The sequence below is a fragment of the Reyranella sp. CPCC 100927 genome (assembly GCF_007859315.1).
In the GTDB taxonomy this organism is placed as follows: domain Bacteria; phylum Pseudomonadota; class Alphaproteobacteria; order Reyranellales; family Reyranellaceae; genus Vineibacter.
The window spans coordinates 75,882-98,469 of the sequence record NZ_VOHA01000008.1 but is presented as its reverse complement, the minus strand read 5'-3'; the positions used below and the strand labels follow the sequence as shown (position 1 = coordinate 98,469).

The 22,588-nt window shown below is 65.6% G+C and carries 21 protein-coding genes; 15 read left to right on the top strand and 6 right to left on the bottom strand.

Going from position 1 to position 22,588, the window contains the following annotated elements; all coding sequences use genetic code 11:
- Window positions 1-154 precede the first annotated feature (154 nt).
- Both FQU96_RS21980 and FQU96_RS21975 read right to left on the bottom strand, forming a co-directional pair.
- Window positions 155-619 (bottom strand): hypothetical protein, encoded by a 465-nt coding sequence (locus tag FQU96_RS21980; protein ID WP_146543487.1) that lies wholly within the window; start codon window positions 617-619, stop codon window positions 155-157.
- A gap of 129 nt (window positions 620-748) precedes the next feature.
- On the bottom strand, window positions 749-1,198 hold the full coding sequence (locus FQU96_RS21975; RefSeq protein WP_146543486.1) for a response regulator transcription factor: 450 nt from the start codon (window positions 1,196-1,198) through the stop codon (window positions 749-751).
- Between the two features lie 216 nt (window positions 1,199-1,414).
- On the opposite strand from FQU96_RS21975, the gene FQU96_RS21970 reads away from it, so the two are divergent.
- On the top strand, window positions 1,415-2,530 hold the full coding sequence (locus FQU96_RS21970; protein WP_146543485.1) for a 5-methyltetrahydropteroyltriglutamate--homocysteine S-methyltransferase: 1,116 nt from the start codon (window positions 1,415-1,417) through the stop codon (window positions 2,528-2,530).
- Window positions 2,531-2,533: 3 nt separating this feature from the next.
- On the opposite strand, the gene FQU96_RS21965 is transcribed toward FQU96_RS21970, so the two are convergent.
- The 3 genes from FQU96_RS21965 to FQU96_RS21955 all read right to left on the bottom strand — a co-directional run bounded on the left by FQU96_RS21965 (window position 2,534) and on the right by FQU96_RS21955 (window position 5,354).
- A complete protein-coding gene (locus FQU96_RS21965; RefSeq protein ID WP_146543484.1) occupies window positions 2,534-3,526 on the bottom strand; it encodes an aldo/keto reductase in 993 nt (330 codons plus the stop codon).
- Window positions 3,527-3,580: 54 nt separating this feature from the next.
- Window positions 3,581-4,540, bottom strand: a complete 960-nt coding sequence (locus FQU96_RS21960; RefSeq protein ID WP_146543483.1) for an amidohydrolase family protein — start codon at window positions 4,538-4,540, stop codon at window positions 3,581-3,583.
- Window positions 4,541-4,616: 76 nt separating this feature from the next.
- Complete coding sequence (locus FQU96_RS21955; protein ID WP_218574808.1) at window positions 4,617-5,354, bottom strand: GntR family transcriptional regulator; 738 nt, start codon at window positions 5,352-5,354, stop codon at window positions 4,617-4,619.
- A gap of 308 nt (window positions 5,355-5,662) precedes the next feature.
- On the opposite strand from FQU96_RS21955, the gene FQU96_RS21950 reads away from it, so the two are divergent.
- From FQU96_RS21950 to FQU96_RS21885, 14 genes are all read left to right on the top strand, one after another.
- The gene (locus FQU96_RS21950; RefSeq protein ID WP_255468434.1) at window positions 5,663-6,064 is read left to right on the top strand and encodes a RidA family protein; all 402 of its coding nucleotides are present in this window, start codon (window positions 5,663-5,665) and stop codon (window positions 6,062-6,064) included.
- A 33-nt stretch (window positions 6,065-6,097) separates the two neighbouring features.
- Window positions 6,098-6,607: a 3-hydroxybutyryl-CoA dehydratase gene (locus tag FQU96_RS21945; protein ID WP_146543480.1), complete on the top strand. Its 510-nt coding sequence runs from the start codon at window positions 6,098-6,100 to the stop codon at window positions 6,605-6,607.
- Window positions 6,608-6,829: 222 nt separating this feature from the next.
- Complete coding sequence (locus FQU96_RS21940) at window positions 6,830-7,804, top strand: alpha/beta hydrolase (protein ID WP_146543479.1); 975 nt, start codon at window positions 6,830-6,832, stop codon at window positions 7,802-7,804.
- Window positions 7,801-8,973 (top strand): ABC transporter ATP-binding protein, encoded by a 1,173-nt coding sequence (locus tag FQU96_RS21935; RefSeq protein ID WP_146543478.1) that lies wholly within the window; start codon window positions 7,801-7,803, stop codon window positions 8,971-8,973. The genes FQU96_RS21940 and FQU96_RS21935 overlap by 4 nt, the downstream gene beginning before the upstream one ends.
- Window positions 8,961-10,796, top strand: a complete 1,836-nt coding sequence (locus tag FQU96_RS21930) for an iron ABC transporter permease (protein ID WP_146543477.1) — start codon at window positions 8,961-8,963, stop codon at window positions 10,794-10,796. Before FQU96_RS21935 ends, FQU96_RS21930 begins: the two co-directional genes overlap by 13 nt.
- A 32-nt stretch (window positions 10,797-10,828) precedes the next feature.
- On the top strand, window positions 10,829-11,866 hold the full coding sequence (locus FQU96_RS21925; RefSeq protein WP_178130639.1) for an ABC transporter substrate-binding protein: 1,038 nt from the start codon (window positions 10,829-10,831) through the stop codon (window positions 11,864-11,866).
- Between the two features lie 66 nt (window positions 11,867-11,932).
- A complete protein-coding gene (locus tag FQU96_RS21920; protein ID WP_146543475.1) occupies window positions 11,933-13,726 on the top strand; it encodes an iron ABC transporter permease in 1,794 nt (597 codons plus the stop codon).
- Entirely contained in the window at window positions 13,723-14,814 is a 1,092-nt protein-coding gene (locus tag FQU96_RS21915) for an ABC transporter substrate-binding protein (protein WP_146543474.1), read from the top strand. Before FQU96_RS21920 ends, FQU96_RS21915 begins: the two co-directional genes overlap by 4 nt.
- Window positions 14,815-14,835: 21 nt before the next feature.
- Window positions 14,836-16,317: an FAD-binding oxidoreductase gene (locus tag FQU96_RS21910; protein ID WP_146543473.1), complete on the top strand. Its 1,482-nt coding sequence runs from the start codon at window positions 14,836-14,838 to the stop codon at window positions 16,315-16,317.
- Between the two features lie 38 nt (window positions 16,318-16,355).
- Window positions 16,356-17,312, top strand: coding sequence for an alpha/beta hydrolase (locus FQU96_RS21905; protein WP_146543472.1), 957 nt, complete (start codon window positions 16,356-16,358; stop codon window positions 17,310-17,312).
- A gap of 27 nt (window positions 17,313-17,339) precedes the next feature.
- Window positions 17,340-18,302 (top strand): tripartite tricarboxylate transporter substrate binding protein, encoded by a 963-nt coding sequence (locus FQU96_RS21900; RefSeq protein ID WP_146543471.1) that lies wholly within the window; start codon window positions 17,340-17,342, stop codon window positions 18,300-18,302.
- Between the two features lie 4 nt (window positions 18,303-18,306).
- Complete coding sequence (locus FQU96_RS21895) at window positions 18,307-18,756, top strand: tripartite tricarboxylate transporter TctB family protein (RefSeq protein WP_146543470.1); 450 nt, start codon at window positions 18,307-18,309, stop codon at window positions 18,754-18,756.
- Window positions 18,757-18,758: 2 nt separating this feature from the next.
- Entirely contained in the window at window positions 18,759-20,261 is a 1,503-nt protein-coding gene (locus tag FQU96_RS21890) for a tripartite tricarboxylate transporter permease (protein ID WP_146543469.1), read from the top strand.
- Window positions 20,262-21,155, top strand: a complete 894-nt coding sequence (locus FQU96_RS21885; protein WP_146543468.1) for an MBL fold metallo-hydrolase — start codon at window positions 20,262-20,264, stop codon at window positions 21,153-21,155.
- Between the two features lie 14 nt (window positions 21,156-21,169).
- Here the strand turns inward: FQU96_RS21885 and FQU96_RS21880 are convergent, their stop codons facing one another.
- Entirely contained in the window at window positions 21,170-22,483 is a 1,314-nt protein-coding gene (locus tag FQU96_RS21880) for an isoprenylcysteine carboxylmethyltransferase family protein (RefSeq protein ID WP_146543467.1), read from the bottom strand.
- Window positions 22,484-22,588: the final 105 nt, after the last annotated feature.

The window sequence follows — 22,588 nt, the reverse complement described above, 5'->3', positions numbered from 1 at the left end:
CAAGCATTTGAAACGGCCGCGATAAATGCCCGCCTGGGATCGTGTTTGACGTCTCTTTGACGCTTGTTTGAAGTCAGGCGCAGCGCAATTTATGCCGCTTTTGGCAGCATTTCATTCCACATATAGCAATTGGTCCAAAATGAATGGAGTTCGCTCAGTGGACCAGACGCGGCCGGGAAGGGCCCGGGGGCGCCGGGACGGGATCGGGGGCAGGCTCGTTCGACGCGGCGGCAAGGGCAGCCAGGGCCTGGCTGTCGAGCCGGGACGCAATGCCCAGGACGGATTTGATGAAACGCGCCAGCGGTGCCATCTGCACCGGGGCCCGGATGACAACGACCAGCAGGCGGCCGTTGGAGTACACCTCGTCCTTCGCTGACGCGGCCTCCGACAGCAGGATGACCAGCGGCGGATCGGATGCCTCCTGAAGGGCGTGGAACAGGGCGATTCCGGTCGAGCCCGGCCGGCAAATGACAACGCGGGCCTGCAGGTTTTCGATCAGCCCCATGACGGACGAATCGGACGTACCGTAGGCCGTGATTTCATGTGCTCTGAGCCATTCTACGATCTCACTGCAACTGACGGCATTGTCGTCGGCCACAACGACGGCGCTGGTCGACATGCGAAGGGCCCCTCTCTTCATTCGCAGTGTCGATCTAGGCGTGGAAAAGGCTCACTCACAATCGACAACCGATCCGCTACGGACTTGTCCATCCCGTCCGGTCTGTTGATCGCGAGAAGTTGCTTTGGATCAATGCACCGTGCGTGCGGTGCGGCCAATGTGAAACAGAAATTCAGCAGGCAGTGTTCTGCCATCGGCGGGCGTATCGGTGCGGTCCAGGCGGGCGGCAATATGCAATGCCGTGCTGATGAACCGGCTGAGCGCCGCCATGCGCACCGGTGCCCGTACCACGGCGATCACCGTGCGGCCGTCGAAATAGACATCGTCACGCAGCTGTGGATCTTCCGACAGTACGACGACCATCGGCGGTTCGGGCAATTCGCGTACGGCGTGGCAGAAGGACATGCCGTCCGGTTTGTCGCTGCAGACCACGACACGCGGTTTCAGCTCGCGCACCATGTCGAGGGCCGTTTGATCCGAGGTACCGTAGGCGCTGACGTCCTGCGACTCGAGCCATTGCAGGACTTTTCCCGTCCTGATCGCTTCATCGTCCGCGACAACGACAGCGTTACGGCGCATGCATGCCCTCCTCGGCCCCCCAAGCCACCCCCGTGGTCTAGAGGGCTAGCGACATCCGCTCAATGGACATTGAATCCGGAGCGGACCGTTCCCTTAGTCGGGAAGCGTGAGGCATTTCGTGGCAACGTCCGGCGCAAGGGGCGTTCTTTCAGGACTGGGGATTTCGCCCGATCCCCCGTAAAGTCCCACCACATTGCAGCGTTGCGGAGAATGCGCATGACCGGGGACAAGAAGCCGCCATTTCGCGCCGACCATGTGGGCAGCCTGTTGCGACCCAGAGACCTGTTGCGCGCGCGCGATGAGCGCATGACGGGCAGCCTGCCAGCCAGCGAACTGCGCGCCATCGAAGACAAAGCCATCCGCGATGCCGTCAAGTTGCAGGAGGACATCGGCCTGCAAGGTGTCACCGACGGCGAATTTCGCCGCGGCTCATGGCACATGGACTTTCTGTATCAGGTCGGTGGGGTGACCAAGACGCAGGACAATCTCAAGGTCCAGTTCCGAAACGAGGAGGGTGTCATCGAATTCACGCCGGCTGCCCTGCGTGTCAGCGGTCGGCTCAAGCTCGAGACGTGCATCTTCGGCGACGATTTCCAGTTTCTGAAGTCCGTTGCCTCGGCCACCCCGAAACTGACGATTCCGTCGCCGAGCATGATGCACTATCGCGGCGGGCGGGCCGCCATCGATGCATCGGTCTATCCGGACATCGAACAATTCTGGGCCGACCTGGCGCAGGTCTATGCCGACGAGGTTGCGGCGCTCGGCAAGCTGGGCTGCTCCTACCTGCAGCTCGACGATACCAGCCTCGCCTATCTCAACGATCCGGCCCAGCGCCAGCACATCGCCGAACTGGGCGGTAACGGTGAGCAGCAGCATCTCACGTACATTCGCCTGATCAATACCGCACTCGCGGCGCGGCCACCCGGCATGACCGTCTGCACTCACATGTGCCGCGGCAATTTCCGATCCTCGTGGGTCGCGTCAGGCGGCTACGACCACGTCGCGGAGGCATTGTTCGGACAACTCGCCGTGGATGGCTTTTTCCTGGAGTACGACGATGCGCGTTCCGGCGGCTTCGAGCCGCTGCGGTTCGTGCCCAAGGGCAAGATGGTGGTGCTGGGTCTGGTCACCACCAAGAAAGGCGCGCTGGAAAAGAAGGACGACCTCAAGCGACGCATCGATGCGGCAGCGAAATACGTGCCGCTGGAACAGATCTGCCTCAGTCCGCAATGTGGCTTCTCGTCGACCGTGGACGGCAATGCGCTGACGTTGGATGAGCAGATCGCCAAGCTTCGGCTCGTTGTCGACACTGCGCGTGACGTCTGGGGCTGACGCTCAGGTCGTCTGGTGATCGGCCGCCGCGATCGCGGCCACGCGATCGAGGGCGGCCTGCGACAGCGGCCCTTTGTTGGCTGCCTGTCCGGCGATCTCAAGCTCATCGAGGCTCGATGTGCCGACCAGCGCCGTCGTCATCGTCGGATGGGCGATGACGAAGCGCAGCGCCGCCTCAATCAGGCTGCCGGCATGGCCTTCGCGCACCAGCGCGTCGAACTGCCGGGCGCGCCGAACATCGGCGGCGTAGTCCGGGCCGGAGCCGATCGGGGCGACGACAGCCATGCTGATCGGATGCCGCGCCTCGCTGCCGCTCAGCGCGCCGCCGGCGAGTGCGCGGATGCCGATGACACCGGTATCTGCACGCTGCGCCCGGTCCAACAGCCTGCCGTAGTCCTGGCCCGGCATGCCCGTGGGCGCCGTGTCGCCAGCCGTCGGGTTCAGCATGTTGAAGACGACCTGTGCCGTATCGAACATGCCGGCGTCGATGACCTTGTGAAGCGCCGCCGTCGCGCCGGTGGCGGTGATGCCGATAAACCGCGTCTTGCCCTGCTGGCGCGCGCGGTCGAGGGCGGCGTGGACGTCGTCCAATGCGACGTCCGCGGCCAGCGTCGTGCTGCTGCCGTCCAGCGTGATGGTGTCGTGAAGCTGAAACAGGTCGACATGATCCCGCCCGAGGCGGCGCAGGCTGGCCTCGATCGACGCTGCCACGGCGGCGCCGATCTGACCGCGCTCGACCGGCATCAGCCTCACCTTGGTGCCCAGCACGATATCGGGTCGCAATGTGGCCAGCACCCGGCCGAGATTGCGTTCGGATTCACCGTCACCATACAAGGGCGCCGTGTCGAAATAGTTGATCCCCAGTTCGACGGCGCGCGCGATGGCACGCTCCTGATCGGCCGGGCTGCCGCGCACCATGAGACCGCCCACGGCGCCGCAGCCGTAGCCGATCACCGATGTCTGCAATGCCGTCCGGCCCAGTCGTCGGCGTTCCATGGTGCCCTCCCGCTGTCACTTGTCCGCAGCGTAGGGCAAACCGGTGGCCGGCGGCTAGGTGGTGCGAAGCGCCGGCATGAGCGCCAGGGCATTGTTGCGTTCGATATCGGCCAGCACGTCGGCGGCAAGGCCCAGCGCGGCAAGGCCGCGAACGGTTGCCGTCGTGGTCGCCTCGGGTGCGAACGGATAGTCGCTGCCGAACAGGATCTTGTCGGTTTCGACGAGCAGCCGCATCGCGCTGAACGTGTAGCGGTTCGCCGACAAGGCCGTGTCGAAGTGCAGTCGGCTCAGTTCCGCGATCACGCCGTCAGGCACGTGCTGCTTGAATGCCGGCCGCGCCTCGAGGCGGGCGATCCGGTCGGCCAGAAACGGCACCGTGCCGCCGGCATGCGAGAAAATGAACTTGATGTTGCGGCACCGCGCCAGTGTGCCGCTGAACAGCAGGCTGACGATGGCGCGGGTCGTATCGAAGGGAAATTCCAGGGTCGCGGCGGGAATGTCGGCAAGGCACTGGCCGCAGGCGCCGGCGGCGGGATGGAAATAGACGACGGCGCCACGCCGGTTGAGCTCGTCGAACACGGGAGCGAAGGCCGGGTCGCCGGGATAGCGATCGCCGAAGCTGGTCAACAGTCCGATGCCATCGGCTTTCAGCTCGTCGAGCGCGAACGCGATCTCGGCCAAAGACGCATCGACGTCGGGCAGCGGCAGGGACGCGAACAGGCCGAAGCGGCCCGGGTGGTCCGCCCGCATCCTGGCGGCGTATTCGTTGCAGTGTCGGCACAGGCGGCGCGTGGCATCGACATCGCCGAACCAGAGGCCGGGGGCGGACATCGAGACGACCGCGCATGCGATGCCGTGCCGGTCCATCACCTCGACCGACCGCGCCGGTGTCCAGTCCGGCACTTTGCCCGAAACGAGCAGGCTGCCGATCGGCTCGTCACCCACCGCCCGCACGTAGTCGGGCGGCAGGAAGTGGTGATGGACATCGATTCTGTGCGGCGGCTTCTCGCTCATCTGATGCCACTCCCAAAGATGAAGGCTGGTGTGGCCGCATCACTGCGGCGTGCTGATCGCTTGATACCGATATCGCTCAGCCCGCAACAGCCGTCGAGCGGCCGGCTGACCTGGTGCCGGAAATGCACGGCGTGTCGCTGGTGACGCCGAAGCCTGCAACCTTGCTGAGGTTGTCGCGGACCGTGAGGGCCGTGTTGCGCAAGTGCAGATCTGCAATCCGGCTGGCCTTGAGAACCTGGCGCGCCATGGCTGCTTCGAACAGCGCCACGTGCTCGTCGTGAACGCACCGCACCGGTGAATGGGCCTGCAGCGACACGCGACGATAGCGTTCGGATTGGGCATAGAGCTGGCGCTGCAATCGGATCAGCCAGGGCGACTGGCATGCCGACACCAGTGCCTCGTGAAACTGTTGATTGGCAAGTTCCCAGGCCTTGACGTGGCGATTGCCGTGCTTGCGAAAGCGTTCCTCCGCCTGACAGAGTTCGCTGAACGCCAGGCGCACCCGTTCTTCCCATTGCTGATCGCCATTCTGCAGCGACAGCTGCAGCGCTTCAATCTCGACCAGTCCGCGCACGCGGGTGAGATCGTCGAGTTCCTCCAGGGACAACGGCGCCACCCAGAATCCGCGCTGCCCTCTGCTGACAACCAGCGTGTCGCTCACCAGGCGCGAGAGTGCTTCCCGCAGCGGACTCATGCTGACCTGGTATTGCCGGCTCACGCTCTCCAGGCGCAGCTTGCAGCCGGCGCGCAGCACGCCGGCGATGATGTCGGTACGGATGGCGGCATAGGCCGAGTCGGCGAGTGTCTTGGGCACGGACGGATCCGCATGGGCCATGGGTTCGTGCTCAAGCATGCTGCGACGTAACATTGAATTTCGATATTTTCAAGTCGAGCACCTGGCGATATCTAAGTATTGGAGGTTGTTTTAATCGATGAACGGCTAAAATTTCGAAATTTGTTGACACTGTTGCAGGCGAGTGAAAAGGTTGCGACGCCGCCGGACGGCGTCGAATCGCGTCAGCCGCGCGACGCGGTGGGTCTCGATCGTGTCGCGGTTCAGGTGGCGAATGATCGCGCCACGGTCGTGGCGTCCCCGAGCACATCAAGCGGAGACGAGGGATCGTGAAGGAAATCATCACCTCGAAGTCGGCGCCGACAACCGGCTTCACCGATGCAGCGAAACCGCCGCCGATCGTGCAGGCCATCCGCGCCGGCGGCATGCTGTTCGTCTCGGGTCAGGGACCGCTCGATCCGCTCACCAAGACCGTTGTGGAAGGTGACATCGAGGTCCAGACGCGTCGCACGCTCGCCAACCTGATCAGCGTGCTGGAGGCCGGCGGTGCCACGCTCGCCAATGTCGTGAACATGCGCGTGGTGTTGCGCAACGTCGCGGACTTCCCGCGGTTCAACGAAGTGTTCCGCGATGTTCTCGACGGCGAGAAGGTGACGCGGACCTGCATCGGCGGAACTCCGCATCGAGCCGGGGTGAATGTCGAGATCGACTGCATCGCCGTGCTCGACTGACGCTCAGCGACGGCGGCACGCCAGGAGGTTCACATGTTCACGATGCCCATCGTCAATCTTGAGGAGCACGCGCGTCAGCTCGGCGATAGCGGCAAGCGCGTCAGTGTCCTGTGGCAGCATTCCGAATCGATCGGCTTCATCGCGCGTGGTCGCGAGTATCGCAGCGAGTTTCACATCAATCCCAGCGATGAAGTGATGTACATGATCAAGGGGACGATGAATCTCCACTACCGGACGCCAGACGGCCGGGAGGAGATTGCAACGATTCCCGAGAAGGCCGCGATCTTCACGCCGGCGGGCATACCGCATTCGCCGCGGTTTCCGCCCGATGCGTTCGCCCTGATCACCGAGCGCCGGCGGCGCGAGGGCGAGGTCGACCAGTTCCTGTGGTACTGCCTGAAGTGCGACGCGCTGCTGCACAACGAACGGTTCATTGTATCGGATTATACAGCTGACCCGGTTTCCAAGGCGTACGCTCGCTTCTTCGAGAATGAAACCTTCCGCACCTGCAAGTCATGCGGCGAGGTGATGCCGCCGGGATGACGCCTGCTGGCGCCGACAGAGAAGCTCGAAAAGAGCCACAGCATCCGCGAGTTTGTTGGGAGTGAACGCCATAATGCCAAGCGACGACGGGATAAACCTGTTCCGGCCATCTGCGGTCGCCGAATCGAACACCTGACGGCCAGCCGCGCGCTGCTGACCTGTCGGTGATCGGCGCGACGCGCGCTGATCAAGTCCCTGCTCCAGCAAACGCAAGACGATCAGATGACGGAAAAGATCTCGAACTGGCGCACCAAGATCATGGGCAAGCCAGTGCCCATCAAGCTTCCCCGTTCGGTTGACGAGCTTCCCGGCATTCGGGAGCGCGGTGCGCACGCCTACGATTTCCTCAATCACACGCTGCCCGACATCGGTGCCGTCCACGAGCATGTCGTGCTGCGTCCCGACGGCGCCGGCAGACAGACACCCACGGCCGAGATCTACGTGCCGAAAGGCGACGGACCATTTCCGGTCGTGATGCATCTGCACGGTGGCGCCTGGTTCACCGGCAATGCGCGCGGCGATCGCAAGTTCGGCATGACGCTGGCGGCGGCCGGCTTCGTCGTTGTCAACGTCGACTACGCGCTGGCGCCCGAGCATCCCTTCCCGTGTGCCGTCGAGGATACGATCTACGCGGCGCGCTGGATCGTGCGCAATATCGCCCGCTACAAAGGTGATCCGGCGCGGCTCGCGATCGGCGGGGCATCGGCGGGCGGCAATCTCGCTGCATCGGCCTGCCTTGCCCTGCATGGCGTCGAATCGACCTTCGATGGCGCCGACCTTGCCGGTGTCCCGGTGCGGGTGTCGGCGTTGGTGCTGGAATTCGCGGTGCTGGACGTCGCGCGCTGGCTCTATGACCCAGGCTACGCGGCAGGCGCTACGGAGATCTCGATCGGCGCCTACCTCGGACCGAACTTCACGACCCTGCTCAACGAGCCGTTCGTCAGTCCGCTCATGAGTCCGGATCTCGACAAGCTGCCGCCGACCTATCTCACCTGCGGCGATCAGGATGCACTGCTGAGCAACACGCTGCTGATGACAGCTGCGCTGGTGAAGCGGGGCGTCCCGACAACCGCTTCGGTGCTGGCCGGTGTGGATCATGAATTCCTGAAGATCCCGGACAAGGTACCCAACGGCGAGGCGGAAGTGCGCCGCATGATCGATTGGTTGCACGAACAGCTGGACAGGGCAGCGTCATGAACGGCGATTTGCGTTCGATCGACGTCGGCGGCGCGCACCTGGCATCCAGCGCCGGCGATGGCCGCACGGGCCAGATCGCCATCGAAGGATTGTCCAAGACATTTGACGGCTCGACCGTCGTGAGCGACCTCGATCTGCTGGTCCGGGACGGCGAGTTCATCTCGCTGTTGGGCCCCAGTGGCTGCGGCAAGACGACGACCCTGCGCTGCATCGCCGGGCTGGAGCAGCCCAGTGCCGGCCGGATCGCAATTGGCGCGGACGTCGTGACCGACACCCGGAGGGACATCTTCGTTCCGCCCAACAAGCGCCGCCTGGGGATGGTCTTCCAGAGCTATGCGCTGTGGCCGCACATGTCGGTGTTCGGCAATATCGCCTATCCGCTACGGTTGCAGAAGCGCCCGGCCGGCGAAATTCGCAAGCGCGTGATCGATGCGCTCGCCCTGGTTGGCCTCGATCATCTGGCCAATCGCGGCGTGTCGGAGTTGTCGGGCGGCCAGCAGCAGCGCACCGCGCTGGCGCGCGCGCTCGCCAGCGAGCCGCGCGTGCTGCTGCTCGACGAGCCACTGTCCAATCTCGATGCCTCGCTGCGTGCCCATATGCGGGCCGAGTTGCGGCGCATCCACCGCGAGATCGGCACGACGGCGGTCTATGTGACGCACGACCAGCTCGAGGCGGTGACGCTCTCGACGCGCATCGCCGTGATGAACCAGGGGCGCATCCAGCAGATCGGCGCGCCGCGCGAGATTTTCGCGACGCCGGCCAGTCGGTGGGTTGCCGAGTTCGTCGGCTTCGAGAACTTCCTTGACGTCGAGGTGCTCGAACGAAGCGGTGATCGCGCCCGCGTACGGCCGCGGGACTGGCCGATCACGCTGATGTGCCGCACCGCCAGCGGCGACAGCACGCTGCGGGCTGGCGGCCGGGCCATACTGGCCGTGCGGAGTACGGCCTTCCAGGCAGGCGCGGGCGGCGACACCGACAGCGTCGACGGCACGCTCGAGGATGTCGTCTACATGGGCGAAGTGACGGAGTTCACCGTCAATGCCTATGGCAGCCGCCTGCGGGTCCGCATGATCGACCCCGGCAGCGAGACGCATGAACTCGAGGCCGGCCGGCCGGTCACGCTACGGGTATCTCCGCATCACGCGGTGGCGTTGCCGTGTCCGGCCTGACACAGCGCGCCGATGCGAGCGCAGCGGGACCAACGCAGGCGTATCGTTCGGCCGATGCCATCAGGGATCGCTGGCTGACGCGTGGCGGCATGGGGCTGCTGCTGGTGGTCGTCGCCATCCTCTTCGTGTGGCCCGTGTCGATGCTGCTGGTCGGCATGTTCCGCAGTGGTCCGCCCGGCATGCCGGGAGTCTGGACCGTGGAAACCGTGATCCGGGTCTTCACGGAAGAAGCGACCTACGTCGCGCTCTCCAACTCATTGGTCTATGCCGTCCTGTGCACGGCCATCGCCACGGTGCTCGGTGCCTTCTTCGCCTTTCTGGCGACGCGTTCGACGGTGCCGCTGGCCGGCTGGCTGACGCCGGCCATGCTTCTGGTGTTCGCCACGCCGCATGTCCTGTACGCGGTGAGCTGGGGCCTGGTGGCCGATACCGGCAACGGCATGCTCAATCTGGCCGCGCGTTTCCTCCTGGGGCCGCAGAGTACGCCGTTCAATGCCTATACCTGGACCGGACTGCTGACGGTCCACACGCTGAAGCTGACGGCGTTCTGCTACCTGCTTCTGCTGCCGCCCTTCCAAAGCATGAACCGCTCTTACGAGGAGGCGTCGCTGATTGCCGGGGCCGGCCGGTTCATCACGTTCCTGCGCATCGACCTGCCGCTGCTGACGCCCGCGATCTTCGGCGTGGTGATCCTGGGTTGCGTGTTCGGCCTGGGAGCGTTCGACCTGCCGCAGATCCTGGGCGGTCTTGCCGGTATCTCGGTGATCTCGACGGAGGTCTACAGGTCGCTGAACTACGCGACGCCGCCGGACTATGCGGCGGCCAGCGCGCTCGGCCTTTTCATGATGGTGGCGCTGGTTCTGCTGCTGGCGATGCAGTGGAAGCTGTTCGGCCGCAACCAGTTCGTGACGGTCACCGGCAAGGGCTATCGCAGCGAACGGTGGGATCTTGGTCCCTGGGGTTACGCCTGCACGTTTGCCATCGTGGCCTACATCGTCGTGACGCTGCTTCTGCCCGGCGCCCAGCTGGTGGTGACATCGTTCCAGCCCACGCTGGGCGTGAACGCCTTCACGCTGCACAACTACCAGGCGGTGTTTGCCGATCCGCTCACCGCCCAGGCGTTTCGCGTGACCGGCTACCTGGCCCTGCTCGGCGGTCTGATCGCGGTGCTGCTGGCCGCCATCGTCGCCTACGCCGGCCGCCACTCGCCGCGGTGGCTCGAGGTCCTGCTCGACAGCGTCGCCGTGCTGCCGATCATCATGCCCGGCGTGGTCCTGGCAGTGGGGCTGCTGCTGGCCTACGTCTCGGTGCCCGGGCTGCGCCTGCTGTACGGCACGTTCTGGCTGGCGCTGATCGGCATCGTCGTCTTCGTCACGCCAATCGCCAGTCGCATCGTGCGCGGCGGCATCGTGCAGATTGCCGGCGATCTGGAGGAGGCGGCCTCGGTCAGCGGCGCCTCGCGCTCCCGGGTGCTGTTCGACATCGTGGCGCCGCTGCTGAGCCGAAGCCTGCTCGTGGGCTGGCTGGTGACGGCCATCATTGCCGCCGGAACGCTCGACTTTCCGCTGCTGCTGCTGCCGCCGACGACGCCCAACGTGTCGGTGCTGGCCTACAGCTACATGAACAGCGGTTACCCGTCGCAGGCGAGTGCGCTGCTGGTCCTGCTCATCTGCGCCATCGTGGCCGTCAGTCTGCTGTACGTGCTGGTCGCGAAGGCTGCCAAGAGCGAACGGCTGGTGCGCCTCATGCGGCGCGCCGGATCGATGGGCGGACTGACGAACATGTCACCAGGGGTACGTCCGCAAACGGGGGCTTCGATATGACGATTCGGGGGTTAGGGCTGACGGTGCTGGGGATGGCACTGGCAGTTGTCGGCGGCTTGTCGGGCAATGCCCACGCCCAATCATGGGCCGGCGGCGAAGCTCATGAAAAGGCGCTGACGGCGCTCTATGAAGAAGCTGTCGCGGCCGGCGAGACTCAGGTGGTCACCTATGGTGCCTACACGATCAGCTACAAGCCGCTGTGGGACATCTTCTCCAAGCGTTTTCCCAAGATCGCGGTCGTCGGCAATCCCATCTCCGCCGCCCAGCTTCTGGCCAAGATCCAGGCCGAGATCACCAGCGGCCAGCGCGTGGTCGATGTCATGACGTCGGGTATCACCGACCAGCTGGTGGCATCGGCGCAGGGGCATACGGAAAAGTACCAGCCGCCCAACGCCAAGGACGCGCTGGCGCCCGAGTACATCGATCCCAACGGTCACTTCCTGCTGACCTTCGCCGGCCTGGTGGGCATCGTCCACAACCTCGACAAGATGCCGGCGAATGACCTGCCGCGCACGCTGCGCGATCTGCTCGATCCAAAATACAAAGGCATGGTCATCGACGATCCGCTGTCGGGCGCGCTGACCACCCTGTCGTGGACCGAGCTCTTGCACGCCGGCAAGATCGACGGTGCCTGGATGAAGGCGATCCGGCCCAACCTGACCGTCGTACCGACAACGGCGCCGTACTTCGCCAACATCACGACGGGCTCGATCGCCATGATGCCGTTCCAGACCTTCAACCGCTATGTGCGGTTGAAGGAGAGCGGCGCCCGGGTCGGCTTTGTCGATACACCCGGCCTCGCGACGCCAGTGCTCAGCGGCATGAGTGTCGTCAAGGGGGCACCGCATCCCAAGGCGGCGCGCCTCCTGATGGCATGGTTCATCACGCCCGAAGCGCAGAATGCGCTGGGGCCGCTGGGCGCCAGCTATCCGGTGGCGCGCGGGGCGACGGTGCCGAAGGACTGGCCGTCATACAAGGACATCACGGCAGCGGTGCCGATCACGCCGATCACCGAATACGCGAAGGCACGGACGGCGCTCGAGCAGGCTCTGCGCGCCAACTTCAAATGATCGTCGCGGAACTCATGACCTCTCGCCGGTGGCGCGGGGTGACACAGCGTTGGCAGAAGTCGAGACATGGCAGCAGCGTCTGAGATCAATTGGCGCAGGCAAGCGCTGGGGCGGCGCGTGGGCACGCTCGCGCTGGTTCTGCTGGTCGGTTTCCTGTTCATCTGGCCGGTGGCGATGCTGTTCATCGGCATCTTCCGCAACGCGCCACCCGGGCTGCCGGGCGAATGGACGCTGGACCCCTTGGTGCGGACGTTCGCCAGTTACGACACCTACACGGCGCTGGGCAATTCGGTCATCTATGCGGTGTCGACCACGGCGCTCGCCACGCTGCTGGGGGCTGCGTTCGCCTTCCTCGCCACCCGCACGACGGTCCGGCTGCGCCAGTGCATCACGCCTGTGATGCTGCTGGTGTTCGCGGCGCCCAATCTCTTCTATGCCATCAGCTGGGCGCTGCTGGCTGACCCCAGCACCGGGCTGTTGAACGCGGCGGCGCGGTTTGTCACGCAGAGCCAGGTCAATCCGTTCAACGGCTACTCGTGGGCCGGCCTGATCATCGTACAGTCGCTGAAGCTGACCGGCTTCTGCTACCTGCTGCTGCTGGGCCCGTTCGAGGCGATGAACCGCAGTTTCGAGGAAGCGTCGCTGATCGCCGGCGCCGGCCGACTGAAGACTGTCCTGCTGATCGACATCCCGCTGATGACGCCCGCGATCTTCGGCGTGGTGATCGTCGGCACCGTTTTCGGGCTGGGCGCTTTCGACATCCCGCAGATCCTCGGCGGCCTGGCCGGCATATCGGTCCTGTCGACCGAGATCTTCCGGGCCGTGAATTTCTCGGTGCCGCCGGACTACGCGCGGGCGAGCGCGCTCGGGCTCTTCATGGTGTTCGCCCTGGCGCTTCTGCTGGTCATCCAATGGCGTGTGGTGAAGGCCGGCCGGTTCGTGACGATGACCGGCAAGGCCTACAAGCAGGATCGCTGGGATCTCGGCGGCTGGTCGTCCGTGGGTACGGCCGCGATCGTGATCTTCACGATCGTGGCGTTGCTGCTGCCCATCACGCAGCTCGTCCTGACATCGTTCCAGCCGGCGATCGGCGTCTACAAGCTCACATTGAAGAATTTCCAGGCGGTGCTGGCTGATCGCCAGACCGTACGCGCCTTCCAGGTGACGCTCGAGCTGGCGGTGTTGAGCGGCCTGCTGGCGATGCTGCTGGCGACCTGGTTCGGTCACGTGGGACGGCGATCTCCGCGCTGGCTCGAACGCTACCTCGATACCGCCACGCTGGTGCCCATCGTCCTGCCGGGCGTCGTCCTGGCGGTGGGCCTGCTGTGGGCCTATGTGTCGACGCCGGGCCTGCGGGAACTCTACGGCACGTTCTGGCTGGCCCTGATCGGCCTGGTGGTCGCGATCATGCCGATCGCGAGTCGGGCGGTGCGCGGCGCGCTGGCGCAGATCGCCAAGGATCTCGAGGAAGCAGCAGCCGTGGCAGGCGCCTCCTCGATGCGGGTGTTGTTCGACATCGTCGTGCGCCTGATGAGCCGCAGCTTCGCCTCGGGCTGGCTGGTGACGGCGGTGATCGCCGCCGGCGCGCTCGACGTCCCGCTGATGCTGTTGTCGCCGACACAGCCCAGCGTGGCCATCCTGGTGTACAGCCACCTCATCTCCGGCATTCCGACCGAAGCGGCCACGCTCCTGGTGCTGTTGCTGCTGGCCATCATTGCCATCGCGCTGCTCTTCGCCGCCGTCAATGCCCTGGTGGGCATCGCGCGCCGCCGGCCCGTCGATCACACGGCGCCAGCCCGTCGTACCGATACGCAACCTGCAGGCGCGATGGTGCGCCCACAACTGGAGAAGCCCGTATGATGAAAACGATAACAAGACGTGCCGTTGGCCGCGCCGGTCTTGCGGTCGCGACGACGTCGGTCCTGGGGATGGGCGCAGCACCGTCGTGGGCAGACGATGCCGCGTGGGCAGGCGGTGAAGCGAACGCCAAGGCCATCAAGCAGCTCTACGAGGCGGCCAAACAGGCGAAGCAGACCCAGGCCGTCATCTACGGCGGCTACTCGTCGATCTACAAGCCGCTGTGGGAAGTCTTCAACCAGCGCTTTCCCGGTCTGGCCATCGTGCCGACTCCGCTCAGCGGGCCGCAGCTGGTGAGCAAGCTCGATGCCGAATTCGCCAGCGGCCGGCACGAGGCCGACGTGCTGATGGCCGGCATGACCGAACTGCTGTCCAACGTCGCCAAGGACCACGCGCAGCCGTACCGGCCACCCAACGCGGGCGCGTTGCCCGAACGCTACGTCGATCCGCAGAACCGGTTCATCCTGCAGTTCGCCGACGTTTTCGGCATCGTCTACAACACCGACAAGGTGCCGGGCGCCGACCTGCCGAAGAAAATCGCCGACCTGCTGGATGCCAAGCACAAGGGCTTCATCATGGACAACCCGCTGGCCGGTGGCGCCATCGCGTTGTGCTGGATCGAGCTGACCAACAGCGGAATGATCGATGCGAAGATGATGCGCGGCCTGCGCGACAACGCCAATGTCGTGCCCAGCATCACGCCGTACTACGCGAACCTGACGACCGGTTCGGTGAAGATGATCCCGTGGGGCTCGTTCTCGCGCTACCTGCGGCTCAAGGAAGCCGGCGCCCAGGTGGGCTTCCAGGCCGTGCCGGGCATGGTGGTGCCGCTCTATGGCGGCACGGCCATTCTGAAGGGTGCCCCCAATCCCCTGGCCGCTCAGCTATTCCAGGCCTGGTACATCACGCCCGAGGCGCAGGAAGCGCTGATCACCAAGGGCTACAGCTATCCGCTGACACCAGGCGTCAAGACGCCGGAGGCCTGGCCCAATCTGAAGGCGCTGGTCGACGCGCTGAAGCCGATTTCACCGGCCGATTACATGAGCGTGCGCGGCAAGTTCGAGGACACGGTGCGGGCTGCACTGCAGTAGGCCGGCGGTTGGAGTAGAAGCATGCAGACAGGCAGATCCCAGGGCATCGACCTGCGGTTTCGGCGCTGGCGCCCGTCGATCGCGACGCCGCAGCACCGGTCGTTATGGGTGGACGAGGCGCTGACCCAGGAGAACGTGGCGCCGACTCCCTTGGAAGGTGAGGCACGGGCCGGCGTGTGCATCGTGGGCGGCGGCTTTACTGGCTTGTGGACCGCGATCCGCTTGCGCGAGCTCGATCCGGCGCTGGATGTCGTGATCGTGGAGGCCGACCTGTGCGGCACCGGCGCCAGCGGGCGCAACTCGGGCGGCATCGGCACGTGGTGGGGCAAGCTGGCACCGCTCATCCGCCTGCTCGGCAAGCAGGAAGCGCTCTCGGTGCTGCAGGCCAGCGTGCGCGCGGTCGAGGACATCGAGGCGTTTGTCGCCGCCCGCGGCATCGACTGCGACTTTCGCCACACCAAATCGGTGTGGAGCGCCACGGCGCCGGCGCAGGTCGGGGCCTGGGAGGGCGCCTTCCGGGCCGCCGAGCAGCTCGGCCTGGAGCCGCCCTGGCGACGCCTGGGCGAGGAAGAGATGCGCGATCTGTTCGGGCACCGCAGCCCGCATCTCGCTGGCGTGATGGACGAGCATGGCACGCGCGCCCAGCCGGCGTTGCTGGCGCGCGGTCTGCGCCGGGCTGCCGTCGGTGCTGGCGTGCGGATCTACGAGCGCTCGCCGGTCGCGCGCATCGCCGATCACGGCGCGGCCGTGAAGGTCGAGACGACCGGCGGCGCAGTGATCGCCGACCAGGTGGTGCTGGCGGCCAACGCCTGGATGGCGCACCTGCCCGAGTTCCGGCCATACGTCATGGTGGTCTCCAGCGAGATCGTCGCGACCGATCCGATCCCCGAACTGCTCGACAAGCACGGCATGCGGCACCGGCCGGGCGGCCACAACTCGCGGCTGATGCTGAACTACGGCGGCATCACGCCGAAAGGGCAGGTCTATCTGGGGCGCGGCGGCGGTACGATCGCCTACGACGCCCATGTCGGCCCCAAGTTCGACTGGTCGGCGAAACAGACGGCCGAAGTCGAGGATGACTTCCGCTTTCTGTACCCCGAGCTCGAGAAGGTGCCGATCGCACGCAGCTGGGCCGGGCCGATCGACCGGTCGACCATGGGCCTGCCGTGGTTCGGCCGGTTGGCCAACAGCGAGCGGATACTCTACGGCATCGGCTACTCGGGACATGGCGTCGGCGCCAGTGCGCTGGGCGGCCGCATCCTCGCGTCCATGGTCCTGAAGCGGGCCGACGAATGGACGGCGCTGGAGGGCGCACTGCAGCGGGCGCGCCACGGACGCTACCCGCCGGAGCCTGTCCGCTACATCGGCGGCCATCTCGTGCGTGCCGCGGTGGCGCGCAAGGAACGCGCCGAACGCGAACGGCGGCAGCCCACGCGCCTCGACAAGGCGCTGGCGCGCCTGGCGCCGGCGACCATCTCCGAATTCCGGCGACAGCCGACCTGACCATCATCGCAACCACAGCTTAGAGGAGTGTGTTTCAAATGCCGCATGCCAATATGGGCCACTGGCGCCAGCAGATCGCTGGGGGGCCGCTCGAGTACGTCCGTCCGACGTCCATCGCCGACCTCGTGTCGCGCCGCGCCCAGGGCGCCAAGATCTTCGAGAACCTCAACGTCGATCTGCCGGAGGTCGCTCTCAGCGAGCGGGTCGTCATGCGCACCGACGGCAGTCCGACGCCGGCCGCCGAGATCTATGTCCCCAAGGGCAAGGGGCCGTTCCCCGTGCTGCTGCACATCCATGGCGGTGGCTGGTTCACCGGCAGCGCCAAGGGTGAACGCAAGCTCGCCATGCAGTTCGCCGCCGCCGGCTTCGTGGTCGTCAATCTCGACTATGCGCTGGCCCCCGAGAATCCTTTCCCGCGCGGCCTGCAGGATTGCATCTACGCGGCGCGTTGGATCGTGCGCAACATCGAGCGCTACAACGGCGATCCCAACCGTCTGGCGATCGGCGGCGGGTCGGCCGGCGGCAACCTCAGCGCCTGCACGACGCTGGCTCTGCATGGCTCGGAGGAGGGACTGGACGGCGGCGACCTGGCCGGCGTTGCCGTCAAGTTCCGCGGCGCGGTGCTGCAGTTCGGCGTGCTCGACGTGCCGCGCTGGCTGAACGAGCCGCACTATTACGCCGGCATCTCCGAGCTGTTCGTGATGTCGTATCTCGGCACCAACTTCACCGACCGCATTCGCCACCCGCTGGTGAGTCCGATCCATAGCCCGCATCTGGCCAAGATGCCGCCGGTCTACTTGTCGTGCGGCGATGAGGATGCCTTCCTCAGCCACACGCTGGCGATGGCCAATGCGCTGACCCTGGTCGACGTGCCGACAACCGTGTCTGTCGTCGACGGTGCCGACCACGAGTTCCTGAAGATCCCGCACGTGGTCGAACAGTCGGAGCCCGAGCGCCACCGGATCACCGAGTGGCTGCATCGCCGCTTGAAGTAGTCGGAATTTTGCAAAGGGGGATGAAGCATGCGGTATGTCGTCCGGGCGGTCCTCGTCATCGCCTGCCTCGTGCTTGGCCCGTGGCCTGCACTGGCCGCCGACCCGTTTCCGTCCCGGCCGATCACGCTGATCGTGCCGTGGCAGGCGGGCGGCATCCCCGATCTGCAGCTGCGGTTGCTTGCTGGTATTGCCGGCAAGCATCTGGGCCAGCCGATCGTCATCGAGAACAAGCCGGGCGGTGTCGGCACGCTGGGGCCGGCACTGGTGGCCGCCAACGCCAAGCCCGACGGCTATACCATCACGCACATCACCACGACGGTGTTGCGCACGCCGTTCCTGACCAAGACCACCTACGATCCCAAGAAGGATTTCACGTATATCGGCGGCCTTGCGTCATTCCTGTTCGGCGTCGTGGTGCGCTCGGACTCGCCGATCAAGACCTGGCAGGACTTCCTGGCCTATGCCAAGGACAATCCAGGCAAGCTCACCTACACCACGTTCGGCGTCAATTCGACACTGCATCTGACGATGGAGCGGATCAGCACGGCGGCTGGCGTGAAGCTGAAGCACATCCCCTCGCGCGGCAACGCCGAAAACAATGCCGCCGTGCTCGGCGGTCATGTGATGGCATCGGCCGACGGCAGCGCCTGGGGGCCGCTCGTGGACTCGGGTGATTTTCGCCTGCTGGTGACGTGGGGCGAACAGCGCAGCAAGCGGTGGCCCAACGTGCCGACCCTGAAGGAAACCGGCCTCGACATCGTCGAGTCGACACCCTTCGGGCTGGGTGGTCCCGCCGGCATGGACCCGCAGGTCGTCGAGAAGATCTACGACGCCTTCCGCAAGGCGCTGCACGATCCCGAGCACGAGAAATTCCTGGCCAAGTTCGACATGGTGCGCTTCGAACGCGGGCCAGCCGAATACACGAAGTGGTCGCTGGAGGAGATCGAACGGCAGCGCGAACTCGTCAACCGGTTTGCCGAGAAGAAGTGAGGCGATGACAGGCGCGCTTGCGGCCAGTGTCGGGTGGTGCGCGCTCGGCCTCTACATCGCTTTCGCGGCGCGGGACCTGGGTATCGGTACCGCGGGTGAGCCCGGGCCGGGGCTGCTGGCATTCCTGCTGGGCATCGTCATGGTGGTCCTGGGCGGTGCGGGTGTCATGCGCGCAGCGGTAGGCTTGATGGCATCGCAACGCGCGAAAGCGGCGCCGGGATCGTGGCCGTGGCGGACGATGGGCCTGGCTGTCGCCTTGGTTCTGTACATCACGGCCTTGCAGCCCCTGGGCTATCCGCTGGCCACGGCGCTGTTCCTGGCGATCTTGTTCCTGGCGTTCGCTCAGCTTCACTGGATGAAGGCGGCGGCGTTGTCCGCCGTCCTGTCCGGGGTTTCCTACGCCCTGTTCAAACTCGCGCTCGGCGTACAGCTGCCGGCGGGCGTGCTGGGCTAGCCATGAGCTCGGTGGACGGCATACTCCTCGGTTTGAAGGTCGCGCTGCTGCCGACCAATCTGCTGTATTGCTTCGTGGGCGTCTTTCTCGGGACCCTGATCGGGGTCCTGCCGGGCATCGGTCCGGCGACGGCCATCGCACTGCTGCTGCCCGTGACCTTCGGTTTGCCGCCGGCCACCGGCATCATCCTGCTGGCCGGCATCTACTATGGCTCGATGTACGGTGGTTCGACCACGTCGATTCTGGTCAATATCCCGGGCGAAGCGGCATCGATCGTCACCTGTATCGACGGCCACCAGATGGCACGCGCCGGCCGCGCCGGTCCGGCGCTCGGCATTGCCGCGATCGGTTCGTTCATCGCCGGGACTTTCGGCGTCATCATCCTGTGCTTTCTGAGTGCGCCGCTGGCGCGCGCGGCGCTGTCGTTCGGCGCCCGGGAGTATTTCGGCCTCATGGTGCTGGGCCTGGTGCTCGTCAGTTGCCTGTCGTCCGGTTCGCTGGCCAAGGCGGCGTTGACGACCGCGCTGGGGATTGTCCTCGGCCTGATGGGCGTCGATACCATGAGCGGTGCGTCGCGCTTCACGTTCGATCGTCCGGAATTCATCGACGGCATCGACGTCATCACCTTGGTCATCGGACTGTTCGGGGTGTCCGAGGTGCTGATGAACATCGAGGCTAACCTGAAACGCAGCGTGCTCGAGGGCCGTATCCAGAGCGTCCTGCCGACACGCGAGGACTGGCGGCGCAGTCGCGCGCCGATCGCGCGCGGCTCGGTGCTGGGGTTCTGCCTTGGCCTGCTGCCGGGCGGCGGCGGCGTGATCGCGTCGTTCGCGGCCTATGCCATCGAGAAGCGTCTGTCGCGCACGCCGGAGCAGTTCGGCAAGGGTGCCGTCGAAGGCGTCGCCGGTCCGGAGTCGGCGAACAACGCGGCCGCCAGCGCGGCGTTCATCCCGCTGCTGACGCTCGGTATCCCGCCCAACGTCATCCTCGGTATCCTGCTGGGGGCCCTGATGATCCAGGGCGTGGCACCGGGGCCGCTGCTGATGGTCAACAACGCCGATCTGTTCTGGGGCGTGGTCATCAGCATGTACATCGGCAACGTGATGCTGCTGGTGCTCAATCTGCCGCTGATCGGCATGTGGGTGCAGCTCCTGCGCATTCCCTACGGCATCATGTTCCCGATGATCCTGGTGTTCTGCGTCGTCGGCGTCTACGGCACGACGAGCTCGACCTTTCACCTCTATCTTGCGGCCGGCTTCGGCGTGCTGGGCTACGCCTTGCGCAAGACCGGTCATGACCTGACGCCGCTGGTGCTGGGCTTTGTCCTCGGGCCGCTGATGGAGGTGCATTTACGGCGCGGCCTGATCGCCAGCGACGGCGATTGGAGCTATTTCGTCACCAGCCCGATCGCGGCGATCTGCCTGGCCGCCGCCGCGATACTGCTGTGGGCAACGCTGGTGCCGGCGGCGAAGCGCTGGCGCCAACGCCTTCCCGTGGAGGATTAGATGCTGACCTGGACCGTCGGCTCGGTGCGCGTGACGCGCATCGAGGAACAACTCGGCATCGGCGGCATGTCCGCCGACCGCTTCCTGGTGGGTTTCGATCGGGCGGTGTTCGATCGTCACGTGCCCTGGCTGGCACCCAACCACTATTCGCCCGAGCATGATCGCCTGGTGTCGAGCATGCATTCCTGGCTGCTGAAGACCGGCGAGTACACCATTCTGGTCGATGGCTGCTGCGGCAATCACAAGGAACGGCCGTGGATGCCGCGTTTCCATCAGCTCAATACCCGGTTCCTGGAAAACCTGCGCGCCGCCGGCACTGAACCGGAGGCCGTCGACTTCGTGCTCTGTACCCATCTGCATGCCGATCATGTCGGCTGGAACACCCGGCTGGAGAATGGCCGCTGGGTGCCGACCTTCCCGAACGCCCGCTATCTGTTTTCCGATCGCGAGGACGCACGCTGGAATCCGGCACGCAATGCCGACCTGGAGCCGATCCGACGCATTGTCTACAACGACAGCGTGCTGCCGGTGGTCGCGGCGGGGTTGGCCCAGATCGTCGATGGTGCGCACGCCATCGACGACATGATCAGGCTGGAGCCGGCGCCGGGTCACACGCCCGGCCATATCGTTGTAAAGCTGGAAAGCCGTGACCGGCGCGCGCTGTTCTGCGGCGACGTGCTGCACAACGTGGTTCAGGTCTATGAACCGGACTGGAACAGCGCGTTTTGCGAGGATCCGCAGGAGGCACGCCGGACGCGCCGGCGCGTGCTGGGCCACTGCGCCGATAGCGACGCGCTGCTATTTCCCACGCACTTCGGCGCACCGTTCGTCGCCGCCATCAAGCGCACGGCGGAGGGTTTCAGCCACGCGTTCGTGGCGGCGCCGGGTGGCTGAGGACGGCATCGCCGTCACGTGTGGGAGGCACGGTGTCGGCGGCCGTGTGGCACGGGGGCGGCAGCCGGACGCGGTGCTGCCTCACCGTCGAGGCGTGGCAGCCGCCACCATTGCAGCCAGTGGAACAAGCCCTGGCGATCGATGAACGATGCGTACTGGCGGTAGACCGGGTCGCGCGAAAGATGGCGCTCCTCGGTCCAGGCGCGCAGTACGTAGATGCCGTTGACGCACAGCAGCAACAGGCAGCAGCGAACCGCTTCGCCGAAGCTGGCTGACGCCGTTGCTGCCCATGGAACATAGATCAACCAGTACGCCAGGTTCTTCGAGACGTAAGCGGGGTGCTTGGTGAAACGGTAGGGGCCGGCCGTGATGATGCCGCGGTGGGTCAGGTTCGAGAAACGGCAGCCGAAGGACACGGTGGCCCAGCCATAGATGGTCATCAGCAGCAGGATCGTGCTGCCCCACAGCGCATGCAGTACGGGTTGGTCGCTGAGCCACGCGCTCCAGGCCGGGCCGGCGACATGGTTCAGGTACGAGGCGAACATGAAGCCCCAGAACGGCTGATAGCAGATCACGGTGACGATCCAGCCGAACGGTGTCGGTTCGGCACTGCGGATGTGTGAATCGATCGCCCGCAGGGACAAGGCATAGCCCAGCGTGCCGAACATCACGTCGAACGTGAAGATGAGGCTCCAGGCGAACTCGTAGAACTTGACGTAGGTGAAGCCCTCCTGGAGCGCGAAGCCCTTGATGTAGAGTTGGTCGAGTTCGCTCGTCGCATAGATCGACATCAACGGCAGGAAGAACGCCTTGATGGCCCATCCGCGCGCATGCTCGGAAACGACGGCGCGCCAGCCGGGTTCGGGCGCACCCAGCACCAGTCGCCCGACGTGCCACAGACCATCCTTCGGGTCGCGCTGGCGACCATCGACCCAGATGACATAGGGGATCAGCGCGGCGGCAATCCAGGGGCCGGCCGTCGTGACGATCGACCAGTAGGGCCGATAGAACGGCTGGGCGTATTCACGCAGCACGATATACGGCGCCGCCACCGCAGCGAGGGTCGCTGCCGCACCGAGGAGCTTGGTGGCGACGCGCGCCGGCGAGATCTGCCAGGGCTGATCCCAGACGAGGCCAGTCGTGTCGCGCCGATGGACCCGATACCAGTAGAGATCGACGGTGATCATCGGCAGTGCGGCGGCCGCCAGCGCAACAAGGGTCCGATACTCGGCGGCCAGACTCGAATACCGCATCGCGACGATGGCGATCAGCAGTCCGCACAGGCCCGCGATGATCGTTCCGGACGACGTCGCCGAGGGCGGCCGCAAGGCCGGAATGTGCTGATCGCTGGGAGCGGGTCGCGCGATGTCAACGGGCTCCGAAGCCGTGCTGCGGGGCGGCGCAGCTTGCGCCACGACCGCCGATGGGGTCGT